This window comes from Roseovarius indicus, from assembly GCF_008728195.1.
Lineage (GTDB): Bacteria > Pseudomonadota > Alphaproteobacteria > Rhodobacterales > Rhodobacteraceae > Roseovarius > Roseovarius indicus.
Genome location: NZ_CP031598.1, coordinates 3,760,171 through 3,774,918 on the forward strand (window position 1 = coordinate 3,760,171; position 14,748 = coordinate 3,774,918).

The window sequence follows — 14,748 nt, forward strand, 5'->3', positions numbered from 1 at the left end:
ATTAAAGCGTCTCTTCGAAGCTGAGCAGGGGAATGCGGATCGTGTCGGGCACGTCCTGGTATCCAAACCAGTTACGCCAGACGCTCTTGACGCCGGTATCAAGGTAGAACGGATGCCGCGAGCCTGACCAGTTGTCGCCGTCGTTCAGCTCTTCACTCCGCCCGAGCGACACGATTTCGGTGCCGGCGGAGCCTGGGTCGCTCGCGAGGGTCAGAGTAAATTCCAAGCCCTCGCCATTCCCGCCGCTTTCCGTTCCTACCGACACCGTGTCGATAGTTTGTTCAACGCCATTGTAGAAGAAACGGAAGCCTTTCTGGGCAATGGCAGGCATTTCGGAAGTCGGAACCTCTTCGATCTGAACAAGCTCAATATCATCGTCGCCTGTCAGCCTGATACTGGTTGAGTTGACCGTCACAGTGACGGTATCGCCCGACCGGGACGCCGTGACCGTAAACCCCGGTGCCTGGAACGTGCCCCCGAGCTTGACCGTTCGGTAAGCAACGCTCGCCGCGTCTGCCGTCATCATCTTGCCCGGCCTGCCAAGGTGAACATTGTCCTTCTCGGGGTAACAGGCCATGTTGGTGAACAGGATCACGTTGCTGTCGCTTTGCGCGAGGCTCCGCTGTTCCTCCGGGATGCCCTCGGCACTCCCCAATATGCCGCTGTCCTTGTTGCCAACCTGGAACATGAACCAAAGCGGGTCGCCGGACTGGCCGGTTTCCGTCTTCAGATCGGCAATCATAGCCGTCTTGATCGCAGCCCACTTCGAGGCAAACAGGTTGTTGTCGGTCTCATCGACGCCGTTGACGCCGTTGGTGCCTTGGAAGGCCCAGACCGCATCCACCTCAAGGTCACGACCGTAGCCTGACGCAAGTGTTTGGATCGCTCCGGCCGCGGTGATCACGTTGTCGTAGGCGTTGGTTGCCTCTTCGAAGGCGACTGTCGCTTCACCGCCTTCCGCAACGCGAAAGCATACGGTGCCCGGCGTGCCTTCAAGGTTCATTGCGCCGTACCGTCGTTCAAGGTACTCGGTCGCAATAGCAATAAGGTTGATCGGGCATTGCTTGTTGGCGATCAGGTCGCCGTCGTCCAGAGGTTCCAGCCCTGTCAACTCCGCGCCCGTCGAAACGGTCGTGTCGAAGAAACGCTCGCCGCTGGTTGTCAAGATGTGGTTTGGATACGGCTGGCCTTTGAACGGAGGGACAACAGTGCCGTCCTCCATATTGGTCGTAAGGTCTTGCATGTGGCTCTCACCGTAGCCCATGAAGAGCCTAAGCGGGCGCGCATCGTCCACAACCGCAGTATCATCCGATCCGACACGGGCCTGTTTCACCTGAACGGTGCGACCGTCAGCATCGCTCGCCAAAGCGTGTACATAGTCGTGGCCGGATCGGATATTGAAATACCGCCCGTTGTCGTTCCCTCGAAAGCTTGTCGAAATCCCTTCAATGCTGCGGTGCAAATCGAGAATATTGACATACCGGGTCGCCCCGCTATCGCTCTGATCCTGCACGATCATTTTATCCGCAGCGCCAAGCTCAGACACTTGCGTGAGCGTGTCGATCAATATCTTGGCGTTTGCCGCAGTCATGACCGAATTGATTAATGTGAGAAAGTTCGCCTTTCTGGTGACGCTCCCATTGCTGGCGTCCAAGAACAGCAGAACGTCGGAAACGCCGAAGGAGCTTTCCAGCGTTTGTCCGTCGATGAACGCCTTCATATATGCATCGCTTAGGATCGCGTTTTTCAAACTGAGGAAGTTGACGGTTTTAGGGTCGGAGCTATCGCTCGCGTCCAGGAACGTGAAGCGGTCAGACACGCCAAGCACCGTTTCGGCTGTCAGGCCATTAATGATGGATTTCAAATTCGTGCTGGTCATGAGCGCATCGCGCAAAGCCGCGAAGTTCACAGACCTTGCCGCACCTTCGCTCGCGTCTCGAAATACGAACTTGTCTGAAACCCCGAGAGACGTTTCGGCGTCTTGAGCGTCAATTAACTCTTCAAGATCAAGCGCGGCGAGGATCGTATTTTGTAGCGTGGCAAGTGTTACACGTTTGGGCGTATCCAAGTCGTCCGCGTCGAGGACCGTAAATTCGTCAGAGGCCCCAAGCGTTCCGTTCGCCGTCATAGATTGTATAAGATTTCGCAGCGACGCTATGGTCAGCAATGCCGGTGCGGCTTCTGCTTTTCGCGCCCAATGCTTGGCCGAATACTGATCGGTTTCGACTTCAACGTCTTCGTCTTCTTCAGCCCATTGTTCGGCCTTATCTCGCGCAACTGCTGCGGCTGCGGCAAATGCTTGCGCGCTCGCAATATCGCTCGCAGCAGGTCCAGATTGGAAGCGATTATCTTTCCAGAGCAATGTGACGTCATCTTTTCCACTCAAATCAAGCGGGCGATGGGCTGTGGTCGTGCGCAGCGACCGACGTGACCAATACAACGCTTCTTGCACCGACTGCACGGTGCGGTCCATCTGGACCTCAACGCCCCTCTCACGGCTGTTGCCGCCGCTCCAACCCTGCTCGATTGGCGTCTCACGATAGATCCTCAGTGTCCGGCCATCATGCGTCGTCGCCGCACCTGCGGATAGTGTCAGGTTGCCGCTGTCACCGCTTTCTGCGCTGAGAGAAAAATCATCACTGTCCAACGCCGTTTCGACGCCCTCGATCACGACGAAGGGGGCAACGGCGTTCTGCGTGAACTCGTGGTTGATGGCATAGGGTCCGGTGCCGCTGACGGTGTATTCCTCGGGGCCGGGATAAGCTTCTGTGGTCATTGACCGCCTCCAAGTGCGTTTGAATAATTGGGCCAACGCGAGGGCAGCACCTCGCCGCGCTTCCACCAAAGCGATGTGCCGTAATCCTGCTCGGCGCGGCGGGTCGCGCGGCGAAAGGCGATGTCGGCCTCAGGATCGAGCAAGAGCTGCAGCTGGTCGCCTACCCAGGCATCGAAGGGACGACGCAAATACCAGAGGCTTGACGCCACCGGCGTGTTGAAGCGAACGAAGTTGGCGATGTCGCGACCAAGCAAAAGGTCTTCACCTTGCGCGGCTCGACTGACGTTGCTGGAAATCGGAACCGCGATGTCAGCCACCAGTCCCGCAACCGGCCCGGCCAGGGTTTCCGGAATGCCGCCGCCGAACCGGTTGGTGCCGGCCGCGAAGAAGTCGCCGAAGATGCCGAGCCCCCCGCCCTGCAGGCCGGCCGCCGCCCAGAATTTCATGTTGTCCATCGGCCGTGGGTCGCGTCCCTTGGCCAATTCCTTGAGCTGCACCGCAACAGCCCCCATCAGCGTGAGACTGGCGCCGAGTTTGACGGCATAGGCGACGCGGGCCAGCGGTGTGGGTTGCGCCCAGAAGCGGCGCATCTGGTTGATCATGAGCGACATGGCGAAGCTCTTGAACATGACGCCAGACCGGGCCAGCTCGCCCAAGAACGTGCCGGGCTGCGCGGTGTCCTGAAAGGCCACGCGACCGGCGAGGTTCACCGAGGGGATGGCGAATTCCTGCTGTTCCTCGAAGATCGCCTGCAGGCGCATCGCCAACCCCTCGGCCTGGTCGCGGGGCAGCTTGGTCTGGTGTTCCAGCCACCATTGCGGCGACAGGAAACTCGCGCCGTTGGGCGCGGTCATGAGGCTGGCGGGATCGCGGAGGATGTCCCATTCGGCGGCGGTGATGCCCCGCCCTTCCAGAAGCGCGCGCAGCTTGGGATCAACATCCTGCAGCGTGCGGCCGGCATTGGTGGCCAGGTAACCCGACAGCTCCATCTTGAAGGCCGTTCGGCCCATGTCGGTCCAGAAGTTGAGGCCCGACGCACGCAGGGTGAAATCGGCCAGTCGGCGGGTGACCTCCGGCGAGAAGGTTTCGCCGAGATAGCGTGCGGCGCCGGCGCCGGTGGTGGCCAGGGTGTCGGCCACCCATCCCATCTGCGCGGCCGTCTCGCGGGTGGCCGAGCTGGCCATCAGCTCGACATGCCGGGTCAGGATGCGGCCGCCCCCCATGCCGATGGTCTGCGCGGCAATCTCCATGGTCGCCGTGTCGGTGACCGACGACGCAAGCGCGGAGCCCAGCTTGGTCGCAACAATGTACTGGCGGGTTGCGCCGAAGAAAGCGGCAGATGCTTCGTAGCCTTTGGCGGGCATGTTCGCGGTGCCATCAGCCTGCGCCAGCATCGCCTTCGTGCGCGTGATCGAGCGCTCTGTTAGCTTGTCGATATCGTTCTTGAGGCCAAGAATGTTGCGGTTCCGCTGGCCTTTCGCATGAAGCTCCTGGGCGCGCTTCTCGGCGGTCTGCGCGGCGAACTCGAAACCGGCATTTGGGTTCGGCCCCAGCACGCGCATCAGCGCCACGTCGCGCGCCAGCCCGTGCAACCCGCCCACGGCCGACGAAAACGGATCGCCGGTGCCGAACGTCTTGTTATAGGCCAGCCAGTCGCTGCCAGATTTGAAGTGCAGCACGCGGGCCTCTGCGCGCTGGTTGTAGAGCGCCTTGCCGGTCGCCATCATCTTGGGATAGCGGTTCTGCCAGCCCATCGAGGTGACGTTGCCGTAGATTTCATCGAGCATGGCGCGCGCATCGGCCAGATCGCCGCCGGCGAGGCGCTGGCCGGGCTGGGCGGCGAAAGGGCGGCCGGTGCGCTTGTTGACGATCCGCGACCAGTCGAGCGGCGAGGTCGCGCCGTCGTCGCTCAGAAGGCTGCGGCGCCACGCGTCCTTGCCGGCCTTCCGCATCGCCATCGGATCGTGCGTGTGCATGATCCCGTAATCAGACAGCTCGCCGATGTCGCCGCCGCGCGCGTTGAACTCGCGCCGCATGCGCTGCTGTTGGGCGCGCACCGCGTCGGCCAACTGCTTGGCCTGGGCGTTGCCGGTCGCCTCGGCATGCAACTCGCGGATCACGTGATCCAGAAGCTTGGGATCCCGACTACCGCCACGTTTGCGAATGCCCGTTTCTTTCAGGAAGTCGCGAATGCCGCTGTTGATCGAGGTGATGTACGCGCGCTGCAGTGAGGCCACGCTTTCGCCGGTGTAGCCCGATCCCTCGACATACTCGACCATGGATTGCAGGTGCAAATCCGGCCGGTCGCTCTGCGCCAGAAGGGCATGGATGCGGCGCATGGTCTGCAGCTGGTTGGTGACGGCATGAAACCGGCTGTGTTTGGCGCGGCGGGTGGCCTCGCCCAGGTCTTTCTTGGCGAGCATCTGCGCCTGCGCATCGGGCATCACGGTGCGATACCGATCGTAAAGCTCGGTATAGACGTTCTTGGCCGCCTGCGCCTTGGCTTGCGCCGATGCGCCGTTGAGCTGGCCCGAGTTGACCGCCGCGTCGATACAGTCGTGCATGTTAGCCATGATCGCCCTCCCGGTTGGGACGAAGCCGCCTTGTCTGCGACGCCTCTTTCGCTTGTGACAAGGGGCTTCGTCCCGCCGCGCGCAGCGTCTTCGCGTGAACTACACGCCGCGCGCGGAACTTGGCCCGGGCGGTCATGCGTCCGCTCCCCGGGCAATACAGGCCGACACGACGGTATCGAGCACGTCGTCGGCATCCAGATCATCCAGCATTTCGCTTGCCATGACGGTTTCGCCGTTGCCCAGCGGAACCTCGAAATCGCCATCGGCGAGCAACTGGCCTCGGGCGGTTTGCGCTTGCGTCGGGGCAGCTTCCGGCGCGTAACCATCCTCAAGCGCGCGCTCAATTGCAGACAGCTTTGTTTCAGCGTCTATGTGACCCGATGGCTTCCCGTCCTCGCCAAAGGTGGTGACACGCCATTTCCCGGGCCGATCTGCAGCGGGTGAAATCAGGGCCGCGCCGTTTGCAGCCCGCATGCGAACCGGCTTGTCATCCTCAGCAAGCCGCGCGGCCGTCGCTGTTCGTTCGGCCCGTCGTTCGCGGGCCTCGGCAAGCAACTGCCGCACATCTTCTTTAGGCGGAGTGCGATCTTTGGCCACCGCCTCGCGCAGATCGTCCTCGGCTGTGCGCGCGGCCTCAATGGCGTCCTCGCTCATGGCCCCGTCGGCATAGGCGCCTTCAGGCACGGTGTCGCGCACGTCTGGCTCCGGCTGGCGCGACTGGCCGCGTGGCCGGCCCAGGTCATCGCCCAGATCGGCGAAACCCTCGGCATCGAGGGTGCGCAGCACGTCCGGCACGGTGGGCGCCTGGTCGAACAGGCCGGCATCGGTGCGTCCGACCTTGCGCGCCTCGGCGGCGTAGCGGTCGAGGAAGCCGGCGATCTTGCTTTTCGGGGCGGCCTTACCGTCTTTCCAGAACATGCCAACCAGCGCCCGCGTCAGCGGCGACACGGCCCCTTCGATCAGGTCAATCTCGTCCAGCAGCTCGGCCAGCACATGGCCGGTTTTGATCCCGTCCGCATTGGCCATGCGCCTGGCAGTGGCGATGATCCGCATGGCCTCGGTGACATGGCCGGTGATGTCGAATTCTGGCTTCACCTGGCCGTCGGCCACCTCGCCCGTCAGCCGGGCCCAGCCGGGGGCGGCCTCGAACAGCGCATCGAGAAGGCTGCGCAGCTCGGCCGCATCCTGTTCGGTGAAGCGCCGCAGGAGCTCGGCATCCTGATAGGCGCGTGCGAACAGGGCGCGTTCCAGCGCCTTGCGGCCGTCGGCATTCAAGCGGCCTTCGGGGGTGGTGAAGGCATTGCGTTCGGTACGGGGCAGACGGTCGAGGGCGGCGCGGATGAAATCGCCGTTGCCCGGATCGGTCAGGGGCAGGCTCGGATCGAGCCGCGACAGGGTGCCGGCATCGAGCATGGCCGCCTCGGCCCGGGCGCGCTCCACGGCCGTCATCCGGGCCACGCCGCTGTCTTGTGCCTCGACCACGAAAGCGCGCCGGGCGTCATCATCCATCTGGCTTGTGCGCCGTGCGACCAGCACAGGATCACGCACCTCGTCGGGTATGTCGAAGCCGGCGGCCTCGATCTGCTGGCGGTACGCATCGGCGCGGTCAGGGTGACGCTCATAGGCGCGCTCGATGGCGGCGAACCGGCCGTTGCCACTTTCAACGATGTTGTCGGGGCCAACGATAGGGGCGCCGCGGTCGGCGGTAGGGGCCGGCATAAGAAGCACTGGGTCGAGCGTGGCGGCGATGTTGGCCACCTGCTCGTCAGAATTGCCCAGGGTGCGGTCACGGGGCTGCAGGTCGCCGCTGGCGCGCTGCAGAGTGGAGCGGTCAACCACTTCGTACTCGACATCGACGCGCGTGCCGGCAGCGGTGCGCACCTGGCCGGTCTGGGTATAGCCCGCGCGGGTGGTGGTATTCACCGGCACATAGTCTGTCGGCGCCACACTACCCCCGCGCGGCACGGCGCCGCCCTCGTACTGGTCGATCACGGCACGGGCATGGCCGATGCGGCGATTGAGGTGGGGAACGCCGGGACGCTCGAACAGGGTTGAAATCAGCTCGGCGGCTTCCTCGGCCGACCGCGCCTGTCGGATGCGCGCCCAGGCGCTTGCCTCGGACGTGTGAAGCTCGTGAAACAGGAAGTCGATTTGCGTGTCGATGTCGGCCGGGTCTTTGCCCTGCGACTGGGCAAAACGATTGAGGGCGTGCCGGCGCGGCCCGTTCCATTGCCATAGACCAAAGGCGTTGCCACCGTCGCCCACGGCGCGGGGGTTCAATGCGGTGCCGCTCTCGACCATTGCATTGCCGAGCCAACCGGCCGCGATATGGGGCGACAGGCCCCGCTCAAGAAGGCGCCCGAAAATGTAGCCGGCCCGGTTTGTGCGCGGGCTGGCGTTGCCGGTCAGCGAAAAATCAAAATCCGGCACCGTGGGCGTGTCCTGCTCGCCAGCGCGGCGCTGGCCCTCGCGGGTGCCGTCGGCGTCCAGCTCGTCGCGCAGGATGGTTTCGGCCTCGGCGACCGCGTCTTCATGCATGGCCTGTGGCATGCCCTCCGGCTTGCCAGCCTTCCGCACGCGCTGGCGCACCTTGTAGGCTTGCGCTCCGCGCACGATGGCAAGGAAGCCGGCGCCCAACACACCGCTGGCCAGCGCCTCGGTGCCAATACGAGACAGCGCGTCGGGCTTTGGCAGGTCCAGCTCGTCAGCAACAGCGTATTCACGCGGCAGGTTGAGCCCCGCCGCGACCCCGCCCAGCACGGTTTCGGCCACGAAGGTGCGCAGGATACCGCCCTGCACGCCCACGGGGGCCAGGGCAAGGTTGATCGGGTCGACCAGATCGCGGGACAGGCCGCCAAGAAAGCCGCCTACGCCGGGGCCGTCGATGGCAATCAGGTCGCTTGCTTCGCGGTACTGGTCTTTGCGCTCGGCCGTGATCTGCGCCTGAAACTCGTCTTCGCTTGCCGGCATCTTGGCCAGCGCCGGATCACCGGCCGGGCCAAGTTCCTTGATGGCGCGGACTTCCTGCAGGAGCTTTTCGCGGTAGAGCGCGTGCCGGTCGAGGTTGACGCCGGCGGTCCCGTGAAGCCGGTTGAATTCCTCATCCATCCGGGCTTTCGCCTCGGGCGGCAGGGCATCGTAAATGTCATTCTGCGCCTGCGCTTCAAGCCTTCGGGTATAGCCCCAGCCATCGTCTTCCAGCGTGCCCATACGCCACATTGCGGCGAAGCGTTCTGCTTGGCTCGGCACTTCCGTCGTCGCCGTCATGCCGTTCACTTCCGTGGGCGGGCCGGCATCCGGCTGCTTCTTGCTTTCGTCGGTTTCTGGCAAGGTCAGATCGGTCACGGCCGCCTCCCCTGCACAAGCTTGCGCAAGCTGAATTCGTACCGCTGGCCGTTTTCGTCTTTCAGGGCAATGTCCTGCCCGCCGACACGACGTACAAAGGTGTAGCGGTCAGTTGGGCGACCACCAACCCAAATCGGCACGATCTTCGCGTCACTCAGAACGACATCGGCATCCATTCCCCCGAAGTCCGGGGCGGCGCCGCTGAGTGAAATTGCGGCCAGTCGCGAGGTATCCCCCGGAATGACCGACCCGCCCATTTCGATATGGCCCTGATCGTCGCGGCTGCGCTTGTCCGAGACGGAACCGTAAAGGTCGAAAAGGGCTTGATTGACATCATCACCGCGCACGCCCGGCGGCAATGGAACCTCATGCTGATTGAACGCGCCCGGCGGGTTGATCGTGGCAAGCCCGCCCAGCTGATCGCCATCGCCGCCCAGGGCGCGACTGATGGCCTTGCGAGCCTCACCGCTGTCAACGCTGGTGCTGTCCGCGATGGGGTTGCTTTCCACGTAAAGGGCCTCTGCCGTGGCCATGATCCGGGCTTCCAGCTCGGGCTGGTCGCGAAACTGGCCGGCCGTCACGTCGGTGAAAGTTTCGCGGAATTTCGCCTCGCTCGGCCGGGTGGCGGTGCCGTCCTTGATGCGCTTCTGAGCGGTCAGGATGTCTTCGACCGCATCGGCCGGCGCCCCCCAGCCAATCAGCGTGGCCGCATGGGCGACAACCCGGTCGCCGGTCGCTTGCATCAACACCCGCTCGGCATCCGGTCCCAGCTGGCGGGTGAACCCCTCCACCAGCATGCGGCGCTGGGTCGGATCGGCCTCGTCATCCAGCTGCGCCTTGATCGCCTTGCGTTCGTCAGGGTCCAGAATGACCGGCTGGGTGGTGTAGCCGTTTTTCCGCATCCAGTCGGAATTGCGCCGGCGGCCGGCAAGCCCTGCCTCGAACGCCTTCTGCCCCTCGTCAAGCGGCAGCTCGGGCACGTCAAGGCCAATGTCCTTCATGTGCTTCAGCGGATTGGTGTCAAGCGCCTTCTGCTTGTCGGCCAGAAGGTCTTCCAGCACGTCCAGGCGTTCTTCCTGGTAGGGGTGCCGAACCTTCTTGCTGCGCTCAACCTCGATGGCGCGCTGCAGGGCGGCCGGGTTCATGAGGCGATAAACGGTTTCGTCTTCATCGAGCGAAACCCGGGCCTGCGCCTTGCGCAGGGCCAGCTGCACGTCTTCGTCGTCCTTGGCGAGCTGGGCAATGCCCGGATCGTCCAGAAGGGCGCGGTCGGTCGGATCGAGACGTTCGGTGTTGTCGAGGCTCGAAATCCTGTCGAGGTTATCGACAATGCGATCCCGATGTTCCTCGGCGGCCTTGTCCGCGTCTTTCTGTGCCTTCTCGGCCGCTTTGCGCAGGGCGTCCGTGGCGGTGTTGCGCATGCGCGCTTGGGTCTCGGGCGCCAGACCGGAAAACTCGCCGGCCTCCATCCGGTCGAGAAAGCCGGCCGGGTCGTCGTTCAGCACCTGCAATGCTGCAGCTCCGTCCAGATCGCCGCGAACGTCCTGGCGAAGGCGTTCTGCCTGCTCGGCGTTGATGACCCCGTTTTGCAGAAGGCCCGCAATGTGGTCGTCGGCCGTCTGCGCCAACGTGGCCCGGGTATCGGCGTCGGCGTTCATGGCTGCGCGCGATGCCTCGTACATGTAACTGTCGAAGGTCGCCATGCGCTCAGACATGCGCAGTTCGAGATTGCGCTTGCCGACGGCGAAAGTATTGGCGTTAGCCAGTTGATCGAAGGTCAGCTCGAAGTCGGGCACGTTGCTGGGGTGCAGCACTTCCGATTGCCCGCTTTCGCTGCCGAGGTATTTCGCGCGCAGATTGCTAACACCCTGTTGCCAAGCGGTATCTGCCTGATCCGGGTCGCCGATTTCCTCGACCTGCAGGCGCAGATCGTTCATGTCGCGGGTCAGATCGACCTGCGCGCGCTTCTTGTTGCGGTCGAGCTTTTCCGCCCCGAGACGATAGAGCGCATCACCAAGTTGACCAAGCTCCTGACCAGCCGTGTTGACGGGTTGCTCGACGGTGCGGGGTGCGCGGCCCGGGCTGGTGCCCGCCTGGGGAAGGGTGAGCGTCATGCCAAAAGCTCCGGCCAGAGGTCGGGGGCGCGGTCGAGAAGACCGCCCGCGGCACTGAGGCCACCTTTAAGCAGGCCGATGCGGCCACGCGACCGGGCGGCTTGTGCTTGCGCCGTCAGCTCGGCCCGCTCGGCAAGGCCGGTCTGGCGCACCGACTGCGAGGCAAAGGTCATTTCCTTGGCCGCCGACTGACCCAGGTAGACGGCTGACGGACTGGAAAGATCGACACCGCGAGCAACCAGCTCAGCACGTTGCGCGGCAATCTGGCGCGTGAATTTCTTGCGAACGCGCTGATCCTCGATGGAATTCAGGATCGCCTTTGTGTTGCGCTCGCGCTCAAGCGCATCGGCGGTCGCCTCTCCTTGCTGGTAAGCGGCAAAGCCGGTTGCCAGCGTTCCGGCAACCGACGCGATGGTGCCGATGGTCTGCAGCGTCGTCGCACCTGCCGCAGCGGTAGCACCGGCAGCGGTAGCACCGGCGCCCCCCAAAGCGGGAATTGCTGCGAGTAGAGCGGGAACGCACATTACGGGCCTGCCTCGTCCATGTTTGGAATGATCGCGGTGACGGTCATGGGCTTGAGGCCGTCGGGGATGAACTCGAGAGCGACTTCATCCGCATGCCCGGTAGATACGTCTATGCGGCGCAACCCGGTTTCGGCTTTCACTTCGTCTGAAAGGAAGCTCTCCCCGAAGATGTCCTGATAGGAACCGATCTGTTCGGCTTGCCCCCATACCTTTTCGATACTGCGGACGGTGCCCCCAGCCGTCTTGTGGAGGCCGAGCCCGGTTTCGCCTTCAAGACGTCTGAGACGGCCGCGTGTATCGCCATTTCGGCCCTGTGCCTGCAATGGCAGGGTGCGCGCTCTGTGTGTGCCGTCGACCAATCCGATGACGGCCCGGCTCACGCTATCGGGAAGATAGACATAGCCGCCGGGCTGAACCGTCAGCGGGCCGAATTGCCCTTTATCGGTCCAGGCATAGACCGCCTGGCCAATCAGATGCGGAACGAAAAACGTGTCGTCGGCCGGGTCAGGCTCGAAAACGGCGCTGGCATAGGCGTGGTTGAAATGCGTGGCGGGTACAGCCCCCAGCATTGCCGGCCGGTTGTTGGCCAGTTCCTCGACATAGCGCACCGTCTCCCCGTCGATTTCGCGGCGCACGATGAGCGTGACGACATCATAGGTGCCGTCGGCACTCACGGTCACGTCCATGTCCTCCACGAAACCACCCGCCAGCGGCACGGGTGCCATGCCCAGCACGTCCTGTTCGGGATCATATGCAAGACAGGCCAGCGTGCCATCGGAACGCCTGATCCAACCATGACGCTCAGGGACGGACTGCCACACGATCTGCTCGAAGGTTGCGGCGCCCAGGTGCTGCGAAGGCAGCGACAGCTCAACAGGTTTCTGGCGATCTGACTGGAAATCGTATCGGATCTCAAACAGACGGGTCTTGTCTGCACTGATGAAGATGACGAACCCGTAAGGCACGATAGGTTCTGTCGGGGCGGCCCCGTCGCTCGATGCAAGGTTCGTGTCGAAGGTCGTGGGACCAAGGCCCTTGGTGCTGTCGTTGGAAAACGCAATATAGACCTCGCCGGCACCGCCGATGTAGATGCCGCGCAAACCGGCTTTCAGCCAGCTGATTTCATTGCGAGAGCGATCGCCGGAAATCTCGTAACCGAGGGCGCCATCCGGCAAGTCGCTCGGTTCAAAATCTGTCAACAGCCCGATGGTTGACCCCCAAAGCAAGCGCGGCTCGGAGGGCGTGTTGGCCAGGAACATGCGGCGGCGATGAAGGGCGAGCCGCGACGGGTATCCGAACCGTTGCGACCACGCACCGCGCGCCCAGCGATAGGTTGGATCGTCGGTGCAGGGTTTCGGAATGGCCAGCGTTACCGTGCCGGTGATATTGCGGGCATCGGTTACGCTGTCGATCCGCAAGATACCGGTATCCGTCGAACGAAACGCCCACTCGATCCCGTCGACGCCATAAGCTTGTGTGCCCTCGGTGTGCGTGGGCGGTGTTAAACCCGTTGAGGCTCCGGCAACGCTTTCGTAAATCTTGTCGTCATAGCGAAAAAATTTGTTGGCCGCGGTGCTTTTCTGGCCCACCCAAACCGGCACATCCTTAAAGTCGAGGGGCTTTACAAGGAACAGCGAGCCGACATCATCGGCGGTGAAGATGTCGGCATTCGCAGCGATTGTCACTTCGTCATCGACATTGATCTCGTCGGCGGCGCCGGTCGCCGTTACCTGGACCGTGACGTCCTTGTCGAGGTTTTGATTGCGAAATGGGCCGTTGACGAATTCCGTCGCCCCGATTTCCCAGTCATCGAGGGCAAGGCGAGACAGCTTTTGCACCGGCCTCTGCCCATCGGCAATATAGGTCAGGTCAGCATCCTGCACCCATTCGAGCGCGCCAAGATCGGCTTCCTGAAACGGCACGGCAAGCTCGAAAGGGCTCGCGCCATCCATCACCAGTTGGCCATAACGCCAAACGCGCATCAGCTCGTCGGTGAATTCCAGTGACAGGCTGTCGTTCCGGGCAAACTGGAAGGGAAGCCGGCGCGCCTTTTTGTTGTCCTTGGTCGTGCCGCGAAAGATCGTTCCGGGCGCGCGAGTAAAGGCGCCTTGGCGCAGAGGCAAAAAGCCGATGGATTTTTCCAGCCCGGTCTGAAACCGCTGGAAGTCGGTGCGTTCGCGAAGGAGCGGGTCAAGCTCGGCGCTGGAAAACGCGTTCTGCAAGGGGCGCGATTGTGTCACCAGATCGCCTCCGTCGCCCAGTCGCCAGAATTCGGGCGCCCGTCGATGCGTGTCGAGCTGGCCGTGTGGGCGTCGTTCGTTTTGGCAGCGCTGACGGCGTCCGCCACGGCGGTCTGCAGGCGCTCTTGCTTGGCACGCGTGGTCACGTATTTGGGCGCCAGAAGCAGGGCGAGCTGACCGGCAATGGCCGTCTGAAACATGCGCGGAAGATACTTTTCCTTGTTGTTGCGGAACGTGTAGCGGACGGTGACGGGCGGCTCGGTGTCCAGCCGGATCATGCGCTGATCCTGTCGCCAGCGAACGCAGGACGAGACATAGACCTTGCGCAAGGCCAGACAGTCATCTGGCAACTGAACCGTATAGGGCAGCTCGGGATCGGCAATGTCGGGTGGTTTCGGGTCGTATTCGGCGAGGCTGACAACACGACGGGCGAATGACCAGTCATATCCTTCGAGCGTGGTATCGAGCGCCGCGTCGTAGACGGCCGCGGCATCGTTGGCCTTGGGGCTGTCATCGCCAAACGACGTCGGCGGGGTGACTTCCATGAACAGGAACGCCTGCCGCAGCACGTAGTCAATGGCAATGGCGTCGGTCATGGAAGGCCCCTCGGGTCAGATAGGCCCGGGGCCGCGACAGGAGCGGCCCCGGCGGCGGTTAGCGGCTATCGAGCGAAACGATGCGGAACGGCATCGAGCCGGCGCCCGTGGCCCCAGCTTCAGCATGGATGTAAATGCCAATCTCGCCGCCGGGGTCTTCCGACATCCCAAGTGCCTCCCACCACGTCTTCCCGTGGTTTGCATCGCCGACGGCAAAGGGCGTGACAGTGTTTTCAGTGGCAAGCGTCTGATCGACCAGCGCATCGGTGTCTTCGCGCGTGCCAATCACAATTTGCGCGAAACCCCAGTTTTCCACGTCGAAGAACGTGTCTTCGTGAACGATTGCATCCGAAGGCACGTCGGCCAGGTGATACATGGAACCGCTGCTGTCGCTTGATGCGTTGGCGACGGTGCCTGTCAGCGCACGGTATTCGCCCTGTTGGGCGGCAGGCGACGGCGGTTCGCTGGTACTGTCCAGATAGTCATGGATGAGGTTGGATTTTCCTTCGACAACGGCCATTTCCGGCCCTCCTGTCTTGTTCGTTGGGGAAAAAGAGCAGGCCTGCTATTGCCGGCCTGT

8 protein-coding genes are annotated in these 14,748 nt (G+C 63.1%); all 8 read right to left on the minus strand.

Annotation, left to right across the window (positions count from 1 at the left end; genetic code table 11):
• Nucleotide 1: 1 nt before the first annotated feature.
• Nucleotides 2-2,776 carry a hypothetical protein gene (locus RIdsm_RS18045; protein WP_057819917.1) on the minus strand — a complete coding sequence of 925 codons (2,775 nt, stop codon included), beginning with the start codon at nucleotides 2,774-2,776 and terminating at the stop codon, nucleotides 2-4.
• The gene (locus RIdsm_RS18050; RefSeq protein WP_057819915.1) at nucleotides 2,773-5,349 is read right to left on the minus strand and encodes a hypothetical protein; all 2,577 of its coding nucleotides are present in this window, start codon (nucleotides 5,347-5,349) and stop codon (nucleotides 2,773-2,775) included. The genes RIdsm_RS18045 and RIdsm_RS18050 overlap by 4 nt, the downstream gene beginning before the upstream one ends.
• A gap of 132 nt (nucleotides 5,350-5,481) precedes the next feature.
• On the minus strand, nucleotides 5,482-8,694 hold the full coding sequence (locus RIdsm_RS18055; protein ID WP_057819914.1) for a phage tail tip lysozyme: 3,213 nt from the start codon (nucleotides 8,692-8,694) through the stop codon (nucleotides 5,482-5,484).
• Entirely contained in the window at nucleotides 8,691-10,808 is a 2,118-nt protein-coding gene (locus tag RIdsm_RS18060; protein WP_057819911.1) for a hypothetical protein, read from the minus strand. Before RIdsm_RS18060 ends, RIdsm_RS18055 begins: the two co-directional genes overlap by 4 nt.
• Nucleotides 10,805-11,332, minus strand: coding sequence for a hypothetical protein (locus RIdsm_RS18065; protein WP_057819910.1), 528 nt, complete (start codon nucleotides 11,330-11,332; stop codon nucleotides 10,805-10,807). The genes RIdsm_RS18060 and RIdsm_RS18065 overlap by 4 nt, the downstream gene beginning before the upstream one ends.
• Nucleotides 11,332-13,554, minus strand: coding sequence for a phage tail protein (locus RIdsm_RS18070; protein WP_057819908.1), 2,223 nt, complete (start codon nucleotides 13,552-13,554; stop codon nucleotides 11,332-11,334). Before RIdsm_RS18070 ends, RIdsm_RS18065 begins: the two co-directional genes overlap by 1 nt.
• Nucleotides 13,555-13,568: 14 nt before the next feature.
• Nucleotides 13,569-14,168 carry a phage connector family protein gene (locus tag RIdsm_RS18075; protein WP_057819906.1) on the minus strand — a complete coding sequence of 200 codons (600 nt, stop codon included), beginning with the start codon at nucleotides 14,166-14,168 and terminating at the stop codon, nucleotides 13,569-13,571.
• 58 nt (nucleotides 14,169-14,226) lie between these two features.
• Nucleotides 14,227-14,688, minus strand: a complete 462-nt coding sequence (locus RIdsm_RS18080; protein ID WP_057819904.1) for a hypothetical protein — start codon at nucleotides 14,686-14,688, stop codon at nucleotides 14,227-14,229.
• Nucleotides 14,689-14,748: the final 60 nt, after the last annotated feature.

Coding starts and splice junctions, on each gene's coding strand:
- RIdsm_RS18065 (WP_057819910.1), bottom strand. CDS start 11,332: ATGTGCGTTCCCGCTCTACTCGCAGCAATTCCCGCTTTGGGGGGCGCC.
- RIdsm_RS18080 (WP_057819904.1), bottom strand. CDS start 14,688: ATGGCCGTTGTCGAAGGAAAATCCAACCTCATCCATGACTATCTGGAC.
- RIdsm_RS18060 (WP_057819911.1), bottom strand. CDS start 10,808: ATGACGCTCACCCTTCCCCAGGCGGGCACCAGCCCGGGCCGCGCACCC.
- RIdsm_RS18045 (WP_057819917.1), bottom strand. CDS start 2,776: ATGACCACAGAAGCTTATCCCGGCCCCGAGGAATACACCGTCAGCGGC.
- RIdsm_RS18075 (WP_057819906.1), bottom strand. CDS start 14,168: ATGACCGACGCCATTGCCATTGACTACGTGCTGCGGCAGGCGTTCCTG.
- RIdsm_RS18050 (WP_057819915.1), bottom strand. CDS start 5,349: ATGGCTAACATGCACGACTGTATCGACGCGGCGGTCAACTCGGGCCAG.